The sequence below is a fragment of the Paenibacillus sp. JNUCC 35 genome (assembly GCF_058269095.1).
Genome location: NZ_CM177771.1, coordinates 78920 through 98723, shown reverse-complemented (window position 1 = coordinate 98723; position 19804 = coordinate 78920). Strand labels below are relative to the sequence as shown.

Sequence of the window (19804 nt, the reverse complement as noted above, 5' to 3'; positions counted from 1 at the left end):
ACAATGGCCCTCCTTTCCGTTAGTCGATCAGCTCAGGCCGTCTTCTAGTTGCTTCAGCCTCCAATATGGAGCCATAAAAATCCGGGTGAGAGAACTGGACAATTACTTGGTTGCCGCCGCTCAAGTCGTGAATCGCATCATGGCTTATACGCACAGAAGGCTTTTGCTCCTTCACAGCATTTCAAAATTCATATTTCTCAAATCGTTCTCTGAGAGTTTCTTCGTGCGGTATCCATTCCGAATCACTCCATAAAGACATTCTTACGAGTTCTGACAGCTTATCTACGGCTTGTGCCGGACTTGTAATGCTAATGAAGCCGTCAAAATCCTCATTACGGATATCCAACGCTTTCCGCAAGTAGTCATCATTAAGACGCTCTTCTTTGAGTTGTTCATATTCATCCCTCGTCCACTGTTCACAAAAGATTCTTTCGGCTTGAATGTCTCCATTCTCGAAAAACGACAACTCGAATATTTCCTCATTCATATATGCGGCGGTCATCACTGGCTCCTCGATAAGCCGGGACAACGTTTTGCCGATCTCCTTCACCGTACCCCATACAAAATAGTCGTGGAGCACGCTGATCCAGTTCTCGTTGCTTTTGCTTACGTACATGACATCTTTGATCTCTTGGGCCTCATTATTTGGCTTGCCTAATACATTGCCATGCGCTTCGCTTAGCTCTCTTAATGCTTCGACAGTCTTCTCAAGGTTTTTCGACTTGATATGCAAATTTGCAAATGATCTTCCCACGAGATGGCCTCCTCTAATCACTTTCTTACTCAGCCTGATTCTTGTTTATATCCTATAGATTGGTTCTATGTTTGTCTCTTATTTCCATTATAGTGATCGTTTGTCCTGAGTCTACCTACTTTTAACCCGAATTTTGGAAATGAGCTTTGCAAGAGTAAAGATATGGCCTTGTCCGTTCAGCACAATCTCCAACTCCTTCCCTGCGCGCTTCGCTCCCTCATTAAAATAAAAGAGGGTGTCCCTCCGTCATTTTATGACTTTTGGGACACCCTCTGTCGAACTATTCATATCTCTCTACAACGCTCTCCAACTTTCCACAGCAACATTTTTCGCCGTCACTTATGGTAATGATTATAGAGTTAGATAGAACATACAAGTGCCAATGTGGATTTGAGAAACATCGTGATATTGTGGGAGCGATGAACATTCGCTACGCACCTGTGGCAGATGGTAACGGTCTGTCAGCCTAAGATGCAACATGCACTGTCTTAGGAGGGGCGATGACAGGTCCTAATCTTGAGAGTTGTCCAAAGCAGAAATGGATTGAGGGCGTTAACTACTCAAGAATCCCAGTCACGTTAGTGAGCTTGCGGCTTTAGCCGTGGGAATGTCAAGTGAACCATTTTCTCATACATTGAGTTCGTACTAGTAACAAACACTAAATCCAAGTATCATTGGCTGCAGTTAATTCGGACTCAGTACCGTCATTGTTTACTATGCTTCTAGGCTCCACCAACATGATATGGCATTCCTTTTCGGCGGAAGGCTTCATTTCGATCCCCTTCGGGAGAACAATCATCTCACCCTTGGAGATTTTAACCTGACCATCACGAAAATCAATGATCATCTCCCCTTCGATCACCATAAATACCTTATCGGTCTCTTCATGACTATGCCATTCAAACTCCCCGGCAATCTTAATGAGTTTAAATTGATAGTCATTCATTTCACCAATGACTTTCAGAGACCAAAGATCGTTAAGTTCAGATAGTTTCTCATTTAGATTAATCGCTTGGTAGTGGATAGTAATCACTCCTTATTTTTTGGCCTTCAAGCTACCGTTACAGAGAACAGGCAAGAGCTAGCCATTATCTACTTACGCAAGGCAGTTAATATATTTTGCATAGCGTATTCAGTAGCTAATGGCCCACCAGTAATAGCGGAATTATCCATTAAATAGACATTGCCTTTCTTTACGGCATTCATAGCATTCCATACATTACTTTGTTTTAAGCCATTCATTAATTTTTCCTCTTTTGTAATGTCACCTATAAGGAAAATATGGTCTGCTTGAACAATTGACATTCCTTCAAACGTAGTAAATTCATTATTAGCACCTGTATATGTATCATCTGGTGTAAGCCCCAGTCCCTTTTCTTTATCAAACGCAATTTTATAGACCGGATTTCCTTCACCTAGAACATTAAAAGTTTTTCCATCCCAAGACAATATAAGTGCTACTGACTCTCCTTCCATCGACTTTAATACTTCACGCCCAGTTGTGATTTCTTTCATCATTTTATCAATTACTTTTTCTGCTTCGTTTTCTTTTCCAATAATCTCGGCTACTGTACGGAGTCCATATTGCCAATCTTCATAGATGTCCTTGTATTTTAACGTAATGACTGGCGCAATTTTATCTAGTGAATCATACACTGCTTCATGATGCTCTGTTGCTAAAATAAAATCAGGCTTAATAGATAAAACTTTTTCAATACTAGGAGATACTTTATTGCCTAATTCTTCAGCTGAATCCAGCTTTCCTTTTAAATAAGATAAAGAAGATAGATACTCTTTTTCAGTCGAAGCAGCAGGTGGCTCACCTAATGCAACTAATATTTCAGGATAAAAATACCATAGTGAGGCTATTTTTTCTGGTTTTTTCTTGATAACAATTTCTTTGCCTAAGGCATCCTTAAATGTTCTTGGCCAATCAGTTGCATCTACATTAACTGCTGATGTAGATGCGCCTTCTTTAGTTGATCCTTTATTTTCAGCAGGTGCTTCATTACAACCTGCTAGTATGCCTGCTAATAATAGCATTGAGACTAGCAGTCCTTTAATCTTTTGCATACGAAATTCCTCCAACATAATCGTTTCTTTGGTTAACCATAATTATAGTAAAGTAATTTTTAGATTAGAATGGATGCTTGCTGAAATCAGCATGGATTATTGGTGAACTTCTCTCTCGATATTCAGTAGGAGAAATGCCACATTGTTTCTTGAACACTCTACTAAAATAAAAGGGGTCAGCTATTCCAACCGTATGCGCAATTTGTTGTACAGGCGCATCACTTGTAAATAGCATTTCTTGTGCCGCGTTTATACGATATTTTAATAAATATTCTGCTGGTCCCATACCTGCATGTCTTCTAAATATGTAAGAAAGTCGATTTCGATTAACGTTATGTTGTTCTGCAAGCGATGCGATTGTAAGGCTTTGATAATAGTATTCATGAATATAATTAGATACCCGTTCGAATAAAGTATGCGATTCACAACTATTTTGCCTATTATCAACACATACTAAGGCTTCATTCAGTACGTCACGAAATAGCATTTCGGTCTGAAACATCGAAATGCCTCCACGCTGATTATACACATGCCAAAGACGCATAATTAATTCAATAAGACGAGGAGATGGTCCTGTTGATAATTCAAAATGCTGATGAGAAAAGCTTGACTCTGCTAGTTTTGAGTTACATATCCGGTATAGAACAAGAATATATTCCCAGTCGGTTTTACCAAACACTTTTTGGGATAGTTTCATTTTTGCACCCCCATGTACAACTTTCCCTGGCGAAAAGATATAAGGCGTTCCATTAAATTCAAATTGCACCTTACCTGTAAGTGGAAACACAAATCCAGGAAAAGAATCTGTATAGTCAGCGTGAGGCACACCTGGATTTCTAGCGTATCGATATACTCCTTGTACTTGAAAAGGAGTGTGTGCCAGATGCTCTGCTAACTGATTAACGTCGATTTTCACATTGCATACCTCATTTTCAATAGTTATTGACCGATAATCCTGAGATCAATCGTTGTACATCCTGTGCAGCTCTTGACCACAAGCAGATCCTTCCCTCCATGTATAAGCATCCAGTAAAATACAATCATAGTGTTCAAGGATGGACCCATTGGCATCAAGAACCGATTTTAAGGTCAGTTTCCCACCACGTAATGCTTGCCATAAGTCAATCTAATAGGGGCCTTAATCCGAATCTCTTCTTTAACCGGGTTATGTAAACTCGGAATCAATCAAAAATCTGCCGTTGGAATAAAGAAAGGTGGACATGAGAACTCTCGTCTATTTTTAGATTATTGATAATGATTTTCATTGTCAATCTATATGGACAATATAAAAGTATAGGATCTAAGGAAGGAACAACAAAATGGCGGTTAGTAAACTGGGGAAAATGCTCAAAGAGAGGTATCGAAGCGCAACTCACAGGAAGCAAGGACAATGTCATATTAGGGCCGACTAAGCAAAAAAACTGACTATAAAGACGAAGTGAAGCAGTTAAGGGAGCAAAGTCCTAAACAAAAGAAAATTATCCGACTGTCTACCTTCTCTGCCGAACTGCCTGAGCTCTGCCCGTTTCTTTACCTTAGAGCCTAAACGACGCCCTCCCTTACAAAGGAAATGTTCATCAATTGTCGAATATGGATATTTATGAAAATAAAGCGGATCTTACTCATTCTCGGCATATACCTACTGATTGTAACTAGCATTCGTCTCATCTGGGTTGCATGGAAATCCCCTCCACCCCATCCCGATGCCGTTCAAGGCACCATCGATCTCACCGCCTGGGACTATTCGTCGAATCAGGTGATTCCTTTGAATGGGGCGTGGGAGTTCTACACGCATGCATTCTATTTGAATGATTATAGCAAGCTTCCGACGCCGCCACAGCCTGATTATATTCACGTGCCAAGCAACTGGGGAAAGACGTTAAACCCGGCAGGGCATTCGCCGATCGGCTACGGCTCTTACCGGCTTCTCATTCACATTCATGCAAACGAGAAGCAGCTGCTCGGCATTCGGGTGCCGCCCATTCCCACCGCTTCCGAGCTGTATATCAATGGACAATTACTGGCTTATTCCGGAACTCCGGGGAAGGACATTGATTCTTTCACAGCGCGCAAAGTGCCTTATTACGCCAATTTCTATCCCGAGGGGGAAACCATAGAAGTTGTCATCCAAGTTGCCAATTATTATGACTATTTCAATGGGGGCCTCATTTCTCCCGTCCTGATCGGCACTCAACAAGCGATTGAGAAGAACGTATGGTACTCCCGCAGCATGCAGATGCTCGTTTGCGCCGTCCTATTGATACACGCCTTCTATGCTTGCCTGCTCCTGTTCATTGGCGGTCGGATTCCTGGACTATTAAGCTTCTTTCTGCTGATCGTCAGCACCATTATCTCGATTCTTATCGATGATGAGCGGCTGCTGCAAATCTGGCTGCCGATAAACTATGATTGGATAAGCCGGCTGTTCCATCTATCCTATCTTGGCGTCTTCTATTTTTTGTTCAAAAATTCCATGCTGCTTACGGTGGAACGCACATCATCCAGCCGTTACCGCTGGTTCAATTACATCTGCTTGCTTTATGCCGGCATTGTCTTGTTTCTGCCTTTGCAACCGCTGTTAAAATTGGGCTATTTTAATATTTATTTATACCTGTTCACGATTGTGGCCGTTCCAACCCTGGCGTTTCGCGCAGCCAAAAAAGGCAACCGGGATGCGATGTTCCTGCTGATTGGAGGAATAACGATTGCCATCAACGCGATATGGGGCATCGTTATCACATTTTACTTTCCCGAATTCGGTTATTATCCGTTTGACCTCATATTCGCCATACTGGCTGTAACCGCCTATTGGTTCAAGCGCCATTTCAACTCCATGACAGCATTGAGGCTCCTCACCGAGAAGCTGCAGAAGGCCGACAAGCGTAAGGACGATTTTCTTGCCCATACGTCCCACGAGCTTCGCAACCCGCTTCACGGCATGCTTAACATTGCCCAAGCGGTGCTCGACGATGAAGCCGACCGGAGAGAGAGCAGACATAAGGAAAGCTTGCGTTTGCTTATTTCCGTCGGCCGCAATATGTCTTTTCTGCTTAACGATCTGCTCGACATCAACCGGCTCAAGGAGAATGCCATTCACATTCATCCTGCTCCCATCCGCGTACAGGCAGTGGCTTCCGGCGTCATCGACATGCTGGGCTTCATGTCGGAGGGCAAGCCGATCCAAATCGTCAACGAAATCCCGGAGTCGCTCCCCCTGGTGCAGGCGGACGAGAATCGGCTGACACAAATTTTATTCAACCTTCTGCATAACGCGGTCAAATTTACGACGCGAGGCCGCATCGAACTCCGCGCCACTATACAGAATGGCTATGCGCACATAACCGTCTCTGATACGGGTATTGGGATTGATAAAGCGACGCTGCAAAGAATCTTTCTCCCCTACGAGCAAGCCGATTCGAGCGTAACTTCGTTAGGCGGCGGCATCGGGCTTGGACTGAGCGTCTGCAAGCAGCTCGTCGAGCTGCAGGGAGGTACCATTTCTGTCGAATCCGTTCCCAATCACGGATCGACCTTCATCTTTACGCTGCCGCTTGCCATGACGGCAGACACAACGAGGAGGGATGACCCTTCGCCGGATGCTGCACCTTTGCACGCGCACACAGTGGACGCAGCTACCGCGGCCTCCAAGGTGGCCGATATTACCGAATTGCCGGCAGTCAGGGAGCCGTCGTCTCCGGCCATTGACAAAATTCGCATACTGGCAGTCGACGACGATCCGGTCAACTTGCGGGTGTTGACTCATGCACTGGCTTCCGAGCCATATATCGTCGGCACAGCAATAAACGGAAACGAAGCTATTGCCCTGTTGGATACGGTCAAGTGGGACATTATGATTATCGACGTCATGATGCCCGGCATGTCCGGCTACGAGCTGACCAAGCGAGTCCGGCAGCGCTATTCGCTAGCTGAGCTCCCCGTGCTGCTGCTTACAGCGCGCAGTCAGCCGGAGGATATTCATTCCGGCTTCCTCGCGGGGGCCAACGACTACATTATTAAGCCAATGAACACGCTGGAGCTAAAATCGAGAATTCGGGCACTTACCGATCTGACGCTGGCTGTCCGCGATCGAATATACATGGAGGCAGCGTGGCTGCAAGCGCAAATCAAGCCGCATTTTTTCTTCAACACACTTAACTCCATCGTTGCGCTCAGCGAGATCGATACGCACCGTATGCGCAAGCTTGCAGATGCATTCAGCTTATATTTGCACGCCAGCTTCGACTTCAAGAACTCGGACAAGCTCGTGTCCTTGAGTAGCGAATTGGAGCTGGTTCAAGCCTACTTGTCGATTGAGAAGGAACGGTTTGATAAACGCCTCGAGGTGCAGTGGGACGTAAAGGCATCCTTGGAGATGCTTGTACCACCTCTATCCATTCAGCCACTGGTTGAGAACGCGGCAAGGCACGGAATTTTGAAACGAGTTCGCGGAGGCACCCTCCTAATCCGGATTGCCGAATATGAGGATAGAGCGGAGGTTTACATCGAGGATGATGGCGTGGGAATGGACGAAACGACCATCCAGCACATTCTGATTCGCAGTTCCGCGAAGCTGCAGCAGGGGATCGGGCTGATCAATACCGACCAGCGGCTGAAGCAGCTTTACGGACAAGGGCTGCGTATTGAGAGCAGACTTAACGAAGGAACAATCGTTTCGTTCCAGATATTGAAGTAGTCGGTCTAATTTCTATTTTGAGGCTTGAGATATCCTTAAAAACCGCATAAATACTGGAATGGATTCTCGTTATGAGTACCAATCCGTGACGATGAATTTTGTGGTTTCCAATGACCAAATCCCTTGGTATTACTGCATTGTGCTTACGCCTCGTTATGTGAACCCGGGAATCCAGGGTTCTTGCCTGCAGGTACTGCATAGTTAAGCATGTATCTGACCACAGCCACCGTATCATTCATAGAACGAAATCTAAAGGCATCCGCTCGGGTGTCTTTTGTTTTGCCCCTTAACCGATATCCAGTCAGAGCTGTTCGTACAAGAAAAAACAACCATCGACGACTTTGAAAGTCGGCAATGGTTGTCGGGTAATTGATGTTACTTGTCGATCAGATTAGTCGTTTTGAGCAATCTTGCGATCAATGCCGTTACTTCGGCACGTGTCATATTGGATTTCGGGCTCAGCAACTCCGTTCCGCTGCCCTTCACGATTCCCGCTCCAACCAGCAGAGCGACATCCTCTCTCGCCCAGCCGGATACGCTCGCTGCGTCTTTGTAACCCGCCAGCAGGGAAGTGATCTGCTCCTCGCTTAGCTCGGTCTTCGGGTCGATGAGGCTGTACGCCCGGGCGATCATCGCCATTCCTTGTTCTCTTGTAATTTGCTGGTCGCCATAGAAGTTGCCGTTGTCATAGCCGCGAACGATATCGAATTCATTCGCGATCGTGACTGCATCCTGGTACCAAGCAGATCTCGGAACGTCCGGGAAAATACTGTTTGGCACGTTCTGGCGCATCAAGCCGAGACCAGCTACGACAATCTCCGAGAACTCCGAGCGCGTGACGTTACGATCCGGCGAGAACGTATTGTTTTCGGTTCCTTCCAGATCGAGCCTGGCGGCGATGTTGTTCACGTCTGCTCTGCCCCAATGATTCTTCACGTCGGCGAAGTCCTGCGGATTCCAGATAACAGAGTAGGAACCGTGGCTACGCAAATCGTTGATCAGAGCATAGTAGCGACTGTTGATCTTCGTAACGACCGTTGGTACATGGAACACAGTACCGTCAGGGTTCACGATAACGCCTGTTGTAATACGGTTCGGATCGATGCCTTCAGGCAGAGCGATGTATTTCGGAGCATATCCGCTTAATTGTCCCGATCTAATCGTCTGACCGTCATGTGTGAAGGTCATGTCAAGATCGACCGGATCAACCAATAACTCGTACCCTGCTGCCTTTGCCTTGCTCCGCGCACTGTCAATCAGTGCTTTCGAAGACCGTCGGATATCAATATGGGCTGCAATATCCTCAAGTGCTGCATTTCCCAATTGCTTGGACACACTGATTAAGTCCATCTTTCCGCCAGGAACAGGGTAGATCGCCAGCAGGTTTCCGATTTCCAGACTCGCACCCTTATCAGCCAATTGCTTGACCGTTGCTGCCGTTAAACCATCCACTTGTACATTGCCTTCATTCGGAGAGTGGATGACCAGGCTCTGTCCATTGCCTTGCGCCAAATTCCCTTTCAACTTATCAACATCGACTTGAACCGACGTGAGCTTTTGGTCTCCCGATGTCGTTAAGCTTCCTGTCGCAAATGGAACATCCGTACCGTTAACAGACGTATTAATACCGGTCTTATCTGGGGTTGTTGGAGTCGGAGTGACACCCCCACTGTTGCTGCCATTACCCCCGCTGTTGCTGCCATTACCACCACTGGATGCTCTTGTCACCGTTAATGTATATTCTTTAACATTGCCAGCTTGATCTGTGATTTTAACAATGATAGTGTTCGTGCCGACATTCAGCAGAAGTTCATCACTTGTTGCACCGCTGGCCACATCCTGCCACGCACCCTTATTTACAGAAATTTCAATTCTCGCGTTCGGGTCAAGCGTCATTGGATTAATAGCTACGCTGTAGACGCTATTCGTTACGGAAGCCCCATAGATCAGTGAATTCCGATCAAAATTTGGCGTTAGCCCGATCGGATTCCCCTTCAAATCCAGCAGTTTCAAATCATTAAGCCCAGATCGGTCTACTGTATCAACAGAGATGTTCTTTGTTGCAGTAGAATTCTTACCATCTTTCGTAGCTGTCACTTCAATTGTGTAGTCGCCATCTACCAAGTCAGCGGATGGAATGAAGCTCCAGTTTCCGCTTCCATCTACCGTTGCTTGTCCTGATCCAACCACTTGGCCTGCTCCATCCTTGATTGCTACAGTTACCGTTGTACCCGGGGCAGTCGCACCTTCGAATTCAGGTTTTGCTACGAATACTGTGCTACCACTAGGCTCAGTGATAGTTAAAGCTGGATTTGTGGTATCTACCGTAATGATTTTGTTTTCTTTAGCTGTCTTACCATCTTTCGTAGACGTCACTTCAATTGTATAAGAGCCATCTACTAAATCAGCCGAAGGGATGAAACTCCACGTACCATCTTGATTTACAGTGACAGTTGGCGTAGCAATTACAGCACCACTTCCATCCTTGATTTCTACGGATACCGTGGCACCTGGAGTGGTCGTGCCCTTGATTTCAGGCTTTTTCACGAATACAGTATCACCACTTGGCTCGGTAATGATTAAAGCTGGTGGTGCAATGAGATAATCAAAGCTGTGAACAGGAGCACCATTTTTTCCTTTTAAGTTTCCAACTGATTTCTCATAAGACACTTTAACAGCATCAACTTGTGTAATCTTCTCACTCGTCTTCAGCTTCAATGTCTTACCATCTACTCCTGTTTCAAAGCTATCAATCGTAACCTCTACACCGTTGATTTCAAGCTTGAAGCCAGTTTGATCAGCTAGACCAATTTCTTGATCAAAGGTAAGAATAATCTCGTCCCCAGCAGCTGTTATTTCTTCAACCTTTGCGCTTTGTATTTCTGGAGCCAATACACCAAATGTGAAAAATTGTCCATTATTTAGTGTTGTTTTAGCCGCGTAATGCGGTACACCGTTAAGATCAATAATTTCTAATTCCGTCTGAGTTGCACTAGTAAAATCCGTATCGTTGCTGCTAACTAGTAGTTTTTTCCCTGCAGGAATAGCGGATGTCGGAATCGCGATTTGAACCTCACCAACGCCATTCGTGTTCTGTACCTTCCAAACGCGCTGTGAATGATACTCGTTCGTGCTGCCAATCTGTTGGTCGAACGTCAAGGCTTGTCCATTGTCGCCCCAGATTAAGTATTGTTGGTCGGACAGTGTCCCCGTATTAAGCGCGTTTGAATACACGAGGTCACTTACACCAATTGCAATTTGCGTTCCAGCATTAACGCTGCGGCTTTGCTTTTGCACCAATGCTTCTGCATCATCTCGGCCTATACCCGCAATGTTGTGTTTGTAGATACTGTCTGCAGTCCACACGGTATAATCATTTGTGGAAATATAATTGTTCGTACCATTGTTAAGCGTAATCCCATACTTCACTGCCAAGTATGTTTCAATTTTAGCGGCATCAGCGCTTGTTTTGCTATCATACAAGATAATCTCAGCAACTTCAGCGCGCAGACCATACCAGTTGCTGCCACTAGTGCCTGCAGTAGCACCAATTACAGGAGTGAATGTAAAGGTACCATAAGTAGGCGCACCTTTAATAGTTTCTGCTTTCCCGTTAACTCTTGCACTATGGTTCGTTGTATTGATTTCATAATTGGCCAATTGGAATCTCTCTCTGTCAGGCACTCCAAAAGCACTCCATGTAGAGTTCGCGCCAGTTCCAACTGCAAAACCGCTCGCATTTCCACCCAAAATCTGACTTCCGTAATTTATTGTTTGAGTCGATCCGACAAGTGATCCGACATTGCCAGTAGCTGGCCATTTATAGACAGCATATCCAGACTGAAATGTAATCTGTTTATCTCCAATCAGCTTCACCGAACTTGCATAGTGATTAGCGGCCATCGTATTATCGAATTTAATGCTTGGGTTAAAATTCACCCCACTTGAATTATACTTGGGTGTCTTCGCTTCTTGCGCCGACGGAACATCAAGAGTAAACTGCACAGGGTCAGTAGATTGATCTGCCCACCCCGTCAATAGCCCATTATTTTCATTTACATCAGAATCTGCTTTAAGCCATAGTACAGGTTGAGATCCACTCAAACCACCTGGAGTAGGACCGCTAGCCGCTGATACCTTAGGTACGAATGTAGTTGAGAAGCTCCCGAATACCAGCACAAAGATAAGCATCACCATAAGCTGCTTTCTCCATTTGAAATAATCCCCTTGTAACAACACGTGTCTCTTCATCCTCTCTATTATAGAAAACTAGTGTTCTAGCGACATCTTCTGGCAAATCTCTACATAATTCCTCCGCTAAGTATTAACGTTTGAAACTAAACAATTTCTGAAAACACCATCCGATTGATCTCAATGGACAAAATCACCCTACGGGTGACTTGGTCTTCTTGCCAACGGTGCACTAGTCCGTTGGTTTTTGCTTTCTTACCAATGTTCCGTTACATTCAGGACATATAAACTCAGGTGATTCACCTGGTTCAAAATCGTAAGCGCACTCTCCAACAACAAACTCCGGTACTGGATCAATGCAACCGCAATCTACACATACGTAATCAATACATACTTCAGGCTCATCATCAAAAAGCGAGAAGTTAATCTCTGGCCCGTTCGTGTAAACCTTATCCGGCTGACTTTTCTCACGCTTAGTACTGTTATACCGCGCTTATTCCCCCCCCCTTCACTCTTGTTATTTAGGGCTTGCTGAACAATGTAATAAACAAGAGAAATCGTGAAATAATCAAAGAAAAATGCAGAAAACTAGGTTCGAAAATTTGGTCAAGTGCAAGGCATTTACGGGATGACATAATACGTCAATTTTCCACAATAAACGCTTATAACTTTAGCACACGCTCCTAGACAACACCTAGATAACACCTAGACAATACCTAGACAACTCCCGAAACGACAAAAAGGCCGCTCGTGGAAGAGGAATCGAATTCCCCCATCGGAGCAGCCTTTAAACATGAAATAATGAGCATTCGCTTCAGATATAGCCTACTTTGATAAAAGCGTCGAATTTCCCTTTAATTCTCTGATGAGCTTGTGTTGGCCCAATCTCCATTGTTCATACCAACGGACGATGTCCTCGCTAATCGGAAGCTCCAGCTCACGTTCCATTCTCGTTTTGAGGAGATAGTATTGTTCCTCTATGCCCATATGATTATCTACCGCATGATAGAGCTTCATCAGCGAAAAATAGCATTCTTCCTCATCCGGACATATCCGTTGAATGTCAAGGTTGATCTGAATGGCTTTGTCTAGGACGCATTGCCCCTCGTAATATTCGCTCAATCTCTTCATCTGGTATAGCCATAGCAACTGCAAGCGTTCCCGTTCGTGCTCCACCCACAAGTAATCGTAATACCCGAGATAGTGGCCCGTGTACATCCTTAGCACGCGTTCATAGACGTCGGCGGTGCCCACATCGAGAGAACCCAATTGCTTTAATTCGCTTTCCCATAGCTCCGTGTCAACCTGCGCTCCCCCGATATCCAATTGATATCCTGCTTGCAGTTCGCCGATGCGTATGGATATCGAATCCATCTTGTAGGATTTCAGAGTTTGACGGATATGATAGATAGCCGTATAGAGGTGTTGAGTCGCTCTCGCCTCCTCTATATTCGGCCATAGCAGCTCGAGGAGTACGCCTCGGCCGACGACCCGCTCTCGATGGTAAAGCAAAAAAGCGAACAATTCCTGCGATTTGCTCGTCCTCCACTTCACAGTCTGTGCTTCCATGCCCGGAGGGTGGAAAAGGATCTGTTCGAAGCACCCTATCAGTGGCGCATTCCGAACCGGAACTTTCCTCAAACCTTTCAAGTTCAGCTTCTCCTGAATCCGCATGACGGTGTTGCGAAGACGACTGTCGTTCACCGGCTTTACTAAATAATCCAAGGCATAAAGCTCGAAAGCACGAACGGCATACTGGTCGTAACCGGTCACGAACACGATATAGATGCCCGGAACGACAGCCTGGATCTGCCTACCAAGCTCCAGCCCGTCAATCTCGGGCATTCCAATATCCAAGAACACCACATCGGGGCGATGCTCTAATACGCCAGCAATCACTTCTGTCGGATTTGAATACGCGGCGACGATCTGTATTTCGCTGACTTCGCGTTCAAGGGCTCCTTGAAGTTCAATAGACGCTAGCGGTTCGTCGTCGACCAATAAAACTCTCATCTAACATCCCTTCTTTCGATTTACTGCTATTTCACTAGCTCTAACCAATACTCAATATCCCGGTAATACTGAGCTGCAAACTCCTGAATGATATCCTGAGGCGGAAAAAATTCTTCTGCCATTAAGAAAGGTCTTTCCTTTTCTGAATCAACTTAAGAATTGTTTCGTCAATCGTTCTGAACTCATCATTGTATTCGTCCGGAATTTATTTTTAAGGTTCTTCGCGCTGTCTATAACAGCAAGTTTAAGGCCATTCTTATGGTATGACCTTTCTTTGCAGCCCACAATGCGAAAAGTTATAATACCGGCTCCAACCGTCAATAGTGTTATTATCGAGCCGTGCGACAGCCCCCACAAATTGGAACAAGGAGTCCGCCCATTGCAAGCATACGTGGAAGTTATTTTTCGAACGATCTCCGCTTTTGTCCTCCTCATGATCACGTCGAGAATTCTCGGCAAGCAGACGATATCCAATATGACCTTCCATGACTTCGTGAGCGGCATCACGCTGGGCGCCATTGCGGCAAATTTGGCGTTTAACGATAAGCTCAACCATTGGCTCATCGTCGTATCGCTGCTGATGTTCTTCGGCATCTCTTTCCTCGTGTCCAAGATCGCGCTCAAAAACCGGGCGTGGAACCGGCTGGTATCCGGCACTCCGACCGTCGTCATCGAGAACGGCAAAATTCTCGAGGACAACATGCGAAAAATCCGTTACACGTTGGACTCCCTGGCCCAATCTTTGCGTGAAAAAGATATTTTCAATATGGCGGAGGTCGAGTACGCTTGCTTGGAGGATCACGGGAAGCTGTCCGTCAAGAAAAAAAGCGAGTATGAGTGGGTGACGCGTAAAGATCTGAAGCTACACGCAGCGGCCGTCCAGTCCTTCCCTGTCGAGCTGATTATGGACGGCATAATCATGGAAGACAATCTCGCCCACAACGGGCTGACCGTCCAATGGCTGGAGCAGGTGCTGCGGCAGCGGAACAAGTCCGTATCCGACGTGTTCTATGCCGTGAGAGGTACGCAAAATCAGTTGTATTTTGACTACTATCGGGACCACATTGACAAACCTATCGATTAGCCCCGGCCTCACTGCGCCCTCCCCTCGCTTGCCGAGTGCTCCTACCACCCCCCATCAGGGGCGCAACCTCTAGGGGGATATCTTATAGCACCTTCCTCCATTACTCCTACAGACCTTTAAGACCCTTCTTGCCACCAAATTTTCGCCGTTACTTATGGTACGGTTCAGCTTAACACCTCTGGGAGCGATTCCAGAAGTACCGGGACAAAGTTTTAAACAAAGCGAAATAGGTGCGGAACGGGAAGATACTTATATTATATAAGCTATTGAAAGTGATTCCATTATATATATATATATTGGGTCCACTCCAACGGTCCGTCTGCTTGTCATAGATAAAGATCATGCTCACCCTAACCACCATTAGGGTGAGCTTTATTTTTTATGGGAATAGCTTATAGAAAGCAACACGACTCCCGCACTCCCTGGCCCCTTCTTTGCTCTCGCTTTATTCACTATCTCCTCGTAAACTTCCCTAATACAGCATTCTTCCAGGGTTTCATCTTGTTCTTTCCCTCCAGACGGCACTGACCATCGTTTCTCTTCTTCTGGTTTACCTTGTAGAACCATGAGTAACTGTCCATCAGAACGCTTTCATAGCTATTGCTCACCTTAGCGATTATGGGGTGAGCATTAGTTTTTATTGAAACAGCCATAAATAGCATCACGAGCCATCTGCTCTGTGTTAATCAAGCCTGTAAAACCACTATAGTTTTACTCCACGTAAAGTCCTCCAATTTAGCATCTCCTGTCAGGGGTTAGTTAATGTTTCCTGATAACGTTTTTATATTATACTTACAGTAATCATAGGGCTTGCGAAAAGTTGATAAAGTCAATACGTTCAAAATAAGAGCATACTCTGTATCTTATAGTACAACAAAGCCTAACGCAGAAAATTTAATATTTTGAGGTGCTTTCTTTTTTATGTCAGAAAAAAGTTATTATAATGAAAAAGCAGGCGTTGTTCTTCAATCCTTTACGGAAGAGGATTTTGCTCTTCTTAAAACACATTCAGAAACAACGAGAGTTCAAATATGGGCTGAAGGGCAAAAACTAACAAACCTAGATTTTCTTTTGGAATGTAGTTGTTTAGAAGAAGTGGATATCTATGGCGGGAAGATTGGTGACTATTCAGCTTTAGGAAAACTTTTAAAGCTGAAAAAACTATTTTTAAATGGAAGGTTGCACAGATGGGTTGATAATCTTGATTTTATTGCTGAACTTCATTGTCTTAACGATTTAGGTATTTGTAATTATCCTCTGATTACTTATTTCCCTAATCTTCAAGATTGCCATAGCTTAGAACGAGTGAATATTGTCGGGTGTAAGCGTTTGACTGATATTTCTAATGTCTCTTTAATTCCAAATCTAAGATCATTTGGAATTTGTGCTACTCCACCAGAGGTTGAAGATTTAGAATTTATTGCGCAAAAACAGGGCATGAAACAAATGAGCGGCGCTTTTGGCAGCAAACGTAAAGATGAGGCGTTTAAGAAATTACTGAAAAAATATAATTTGGCATACGGTTAATAAGCTGTTTTTTTGCAATGTGCATGCGTAATAGGGCGATAAGATGAAAATAAATAAGAAAAGGATGATAGCATGTTTATTTTACAGGGTGTATCATTTCCCCTTCGTACTGACGAAAGGGGTTCGGCATTCTATGTCCATGGCAGTGATGATGGCGACACGATAATGGATGAAAATTCGGGATAAGCGATAATAAGCGGAATTTTGTATGTGTCTATGCCTGCTCGATCTCATAGGATAAAACGCTACCGGTATAACAAGTCTTATTCGTAAGGATGATGAGCATGTTTTTTGATGACCTAAGCCGTTCCTGAATGCGCGCATACAATGTTGCCCGTTTACTTGTATCGCGTACCGCATTGAGTTTTCTCATGACTGTTAGTCAGCGAAAACTCGATGTTCTTGTTCGCACTCCATGCTTGAAGAGTGGCATAGTATTTAAAGTCAGACTTTATAGGGTCTCTTTCTCCTAAACCATCAAAGGTGACATAGGTTCCTGTCCGATTTGCCATGAGTTGATCCTCCCATTATAAAGTTATGTTTTTGCCTGCTATCTCGCTCATTCTTAGATACATCAACCATTTGACTGTGTTGCATCTGAATTTCAATTTTGCTATGGAACTTTTGATAGGCTAGTGTTTCAATAAATTTTGTATAAACTTGCTAACTTCGTGAAACCCCCATTATAGCCCTGCATCCGAAACCAATTACCCTCCTATCACATTCTTGAAAATAATGGGTATATTTCTAGTTTGAAAAAACTAATAAACTCCCGAGCCAAATGGCCTCAGGAGCCCTAATATTCCATTATTCAACATGCTCAACAACAATTCTAGACATAGCGCCATCTAGGTTTTTCGCCGTCACTTATGGTACGGTTCCCCCCAGAATAATCCAAAACGCCAGGTATCTATACTCTTTAGCATAGCTCACTCCGTAGTAGCCTTCTGAATCACATCCGTGATAAATGGATGCTTAGCGTTCGTATAAGCAACCCGATCATTAGGATATTTGTCTGCTAATTCTTTTTTCAATTGATTGTATTGCTGTCGTACATCAGGATGCGTTCTTACATAATCCCTGAATACCAAGTTATTTCTCCACTCTTCGCTTCCATAAACGTAGATATGCAAATGATGCGTTCCTGCTCTCCATTGACCTTTTCTAAAAAATCTCCGGTTCGGAAACTCTTGATGGTAAACATGTTCTTTTATTTTCCTTTCCTCCTGTTGGTACTCTAAAGCCCAGTTTTCGCTGTATGCTTCAATCACGACTGGCTTTTCCATCTAGTCCTCCCGCTATCTATTAGACTTCATTGGCCTGCACAAGCAAAAAGAGGGGCTCACCGCCCCTCTTCATTACGTTCGTTCATCTATTTCCAAATGCCGCAGTTTATCCGGATTCCTTACAAAATACAGATTGCGTATCGCATTGTCCTCAACATGCAGAAGAATAACCGTTTCGATCCCCTCACCCGAATGCACAACAACTCCTGTTTGGCCGTTTAGTTGCGTCATAACGACTTGCACACCTTGTTCGGTGAAAAAAACCTTTTGCACCAATCCCAAAAGGAACCTTGCCACACGTTCACGCGATTCGATCGGATGAAAGGCTGCGACCGCTTTGCCTCCTCCATCGGACACCAGCACAACATCCTCGGCGAGCAAGCTTATAACGGTATCCACATTCCCCTGTTCAAGAGCCGATAACACCCGGCGAATCCACTCTTCGCTCCCTGACTCTGAACGGGCCTGCTTCTCGTCAGCGATCCCCATCTTGGCCTTCGCACGGCTGAACAGCTTACGGCAGTTCGCTTCGTTCTTACCGGTGATCTCCGCAAGATCCGCATAGTCAAAACCAAGCGCCTCACGAAGCACGAACACCGTCCGTTCCACAGGAGATAGCTCTTCCAGCAGCACGATCATGGCGTAGGACAGCAGTTCACCACGAGCGACCGATTCGAACGCTTCATCGTAGGACGTAACAATCGGCTCGGGAAGCCACTCCCCGAAGTACTGTTCCCGCCTTCTCCGCGCCGATTTGAGTAGATCCAGACAGCGATTCGTTACCATTTTGCACAGATAGGCTTTAGGTTCTGCCAGCCGTTGCGGCTTCACATCATGCACCTTCAGGAAGACGTCCTGCACCGCATCCTCCGCATCGGACGCCGAGCCTGTCAGTTGGTAGGCAAGCGTAAACAGTAACCCTTTGTACTGCTTATATAGCTCTAGCATCGTACCACATCCGTCCTGAGCCTAGTGACTCTGTGATTTGACCAGACTTGCCGAGTCCCAGGTAAATTTCCTCAATCGCCAGCCCATTTTTCCTGTGAACATAAAATCCAGCCCCCACGCCCGCGTCCATGCCATTCCTCGCTCCGGACCTAACCCAAAGCAGAAAAAGTCCATAAATCCCTTATGCACAGGAGCAGAACGTCCCTCCGCATCTGCGAGCACAATCTTTCCAAGCCTCGCTGCTTGAGCGGCCGCTTCCTTGCACGTCTTCCCATCCGCCCGTCCCGTGGCAGGATCTACGATTCTCGCGCAGTCACCGATGCTATACACTCCCGGAGCGCCATAAACCCGGTAGCTTTCATCTACGATGATGTACCCATCCTCAGTGACCGGCAAACCAATGCTTCGCAATATGGGGTTCGGTAATAGTCCCAGCGTCCACACGCAAAGTCCGACAGACATCTTCTCGCCACTAGACAAGGCAAGCTGCCCCTCCTTCTCCTGCTGCACCCGGCTTCCATGGGATACAGTGACTCCGTAATCGTCCAAGATGCGCTCCAGCTTCACCCCTACTTTGGCCGGACCTTCCGGAAAAAGCCTCTTATTCGCATTCAGCAAATGGATTTTGACTGCGTTCGGGTCAAGTCCTACTTGCTCCGCATCTTGCCTGACGTAATAAGTGAGCTCGGTAGAGGTCTCGATGCCGCTTATGCCCGCTCCCGCGATGGCAATGGTCATGAGTCGTTGACGCTCGGCAGCGTCTGGTGCAGTAACGGCTTTGTGCAAATTCGCACGCCACGCTTCCCGAATCTTCTGTGCCGCGCCCAGACTCGCCAGTGCTACGCCTCCCTGATCTGGATCAGGCTGCCGCACGACACTACCTATGCCCACAACGAGAATGTCATAGTTCAATGAACTCTCATTCCCATGGGCGTCCTGATAGAGCAACCTTTTATCCGCTGATTCTACTTTCGTGACCGTAGCCTGAACAAGTTCGACTCCTTCGGGAAATAGCTTTGCTAATGGAATCGTAATGTCTTCCTCTGTGGCCGCAGGCTTAAAAAGCAATACTTTACGAAGGTGATACGGGTTCTTGTCGATCAGAACTAGACGCTGCTTTCGCTTATGCGCTTCGTCCTTCCATGCTTTGCGAATCGCTGTAACGGCTTGAATCCCCGCATATCCTCCGCCAATAACGATACATGTGAATGGTTTCATATCGCTCATCCCTTCTT

At 45.5% G+C, this 19804-nt stretch carries 11 protein-coding genes and 3 pseudogenes; 4 read left to right on the top strand and 10 right to left on the bottom strand.

Features of this window, described 5'->3' with window-relative positions; translation table 11 throughout:
- Positions 1 to 181: 181 nt before the first annotated feature.
- Complete coding sequence (locus AC2TF6_RS00495; protein ID WP_491309502.1) at positions 182 to 754, bottom strand: hypothetical protein; 573 nt, start codon at positions 752 to 754, stop codon at positions 182 to 184.
- Positions 755 to 1116: 362 nt separating this feature from the next.
- Here AC2TF6_RS00495 and AC2TF6_RS00490 point away from each other — a divergent pair.
- Positions 1117 to 1224 (top strand): annotated as a pseudogene (locus AC2TF6_RS00490) (zinc ribbon domain-containing protein); the annotation flags it as partial.
- A gap of 188 nt (positions 1225 to 1412) precedes the next feature.
- Here the strand turns inward: AC2TF6_RS00490 and AC2TF6_RS00485 are convergent.
- From AC2TF6_RS00485 to AC2TF6_RS00475, 3 genes and pseudogenes are all read right to left on the bottom strand, one after another.
- A complete protein-coding gene (locus AC2TF6_RS00485; protein WP_026010820.1) occupies positions 1413 to 1778 on the bottom strand; it encodes a cupin domain-containing protein in 366 nt (121 codons plus the stop codon).
- A gap of 68 nt (positions 1779 to 1846) precedes the next feature.
- Positions 1847 to 2827 (bottom strand): ABC transporter substrate-binding protein, encoded by a 981-nt coding sequence (locus AC2TF6_RS00480; RefSeq protein ID WP_491309501.1) that lies wholly within the window; start codon positions 2825 to 2827, stop codon positions 1847 to 1849.
- A gap of 86 nt (positions 2828 to 2913) precedes the next feature.
- Positions 2914 to 3743 (bottom strand): annotated as a pseudogene (locus AC2TF6_RS00475) (helix-turn-helix transcriptional regulator).
- Between the two features lie 684 nt (positions 3744 to 4427).
- Here AC2TF6_RS00475 and AC2TF6_RS00470 point away from each other — a divergent pair.
- On the top strand, positions 4428 to 7520 hold the full coding sequence (locus tag AC2TF6_RS00470) for a hybrid sensor histidine kinase/response regulator (protein WP_491309500.1): 3093 nt from the start codon (positions 4428 to 4430) through the stop codon (positions 7518 to 7520).
- Positions 7521 to 7895: 375 nt separating this feature from the next.
- On the opposite strand, the gene AC2TF6_RS00465 is transcribed toward AC2TF6_RS00470, so the two are convergent.
- Entirely contained in the window at positions 7896 to 11759 is a 3864-nt protein-coding gene (locus AC2TF6_RS00465) for a DUF8202 domain-containing protein (RefSeq protein ID WP_491309499.1), read from the bottom strand.
- A gap of 777 nt (positions 11760 to 12536) precedes the next feature.
- On the bottom strand, positions 12537 to 13724 hold the full coding sequence (locus tag AC2TF6_RS00460; protein WP_491309498.1) for a response regulator: 1188 nt from the start codon (positions 13722 to 13724) through the stop codon (positions 12537 to 12539).
- A gap of 379 nt (positions 13725 to 14103) precedes the next feature.
- On the opposite strand from AC2TF6_RS00460, the gene AC2TF6_RS00455 reads away from it, so the two are divergent.
- On the top strand, positions 14104 to 14808 hold the full coding sequence (locus AC2TF6_RS00455) for a DUF421 domain-containing protein (RefSeq protein WP_491309497.1): 705 nt from the start codon (positions 14104 to 14106) through the stop codon (positions 14806 to 14808).
- A gap of 426 nt (positions 14809 to 15234) precedes the next feature.
- Here AC2TF6_RS00455 and AC2TF6_RS00450 read toward each other — a convergent pair.
- Positions 15235 to 15375 (bottom strand): annotated as a pseudogene (locus tag AC2TF6_RS00450) (NUDIX hydrolase); the annotation flags it as partial.
- 354 nt (positions 15376 to 15729) lie between these two features.
- On the opposite strand from AC2TF6_RS00450, the gene AC2TF6_RS00445 reads away from it, so the two are divergent.
- Positions 15730 to 16335, top strand: a complete 606-nt coding sequence (locus AC2TF6_RS00445; RefSeq protein WP_491309496.1) for a hypothetical protein — start codon at positions 15730 to 15732, stop codon at positions 16333 to 16335.
- A gap of 929 nt (positions 16336 to 17264) precedes the next feature.
- On the opposite strand, the gene AC2TF6_RS00440 is transcribed toward AC2TF6_RS00445, so the two are convergent.
- From AC2TF6_RS00440 to AC2TF6_RS00430, 3 genes are all read right to left on the bottom strand, one after another.
- Complete coding sequence (locus AC2TF6_RS00440; RefSeq protein ID WP_491309495.1) at positions 17265 to 17621, bottom strand: GrpB family protein; 357 nt, start codon at positions 17619 to 17621, stop codon at positions 17265 to 17267.
- A 72-nt stretch (positions 17622 to 17693) separates the two neighbouring features.
- Positions 17694 to 18569 carry an RNA polymerase sigma-70 factor gene (locus AC2TF6_RS00435; RefSeq protein ID WP_491309494.1) on the bottom strand — a complete coding sequence of 292 codons (876 nt, stop codon included), beginning with the start codon at positions 18567 to 18569 and terminating at the stop codon, positions 17694 to 17696.
- A gap of 21 nt (positions 18570 to 18590) precedes the next feature.
- Entirely contained in the window at positions 18591 to 19787 is a 1197-nt protein-coding gene (locus AC2TF6_RS00430) for an NAD(P)/FAD-dependent oxidoreductase (RefSeq protein ID WP_491309493.1), read from the bottom strand.
- Between the last annotated feature and the right edge of the window lie 17 nt (positions 19788 to 19804).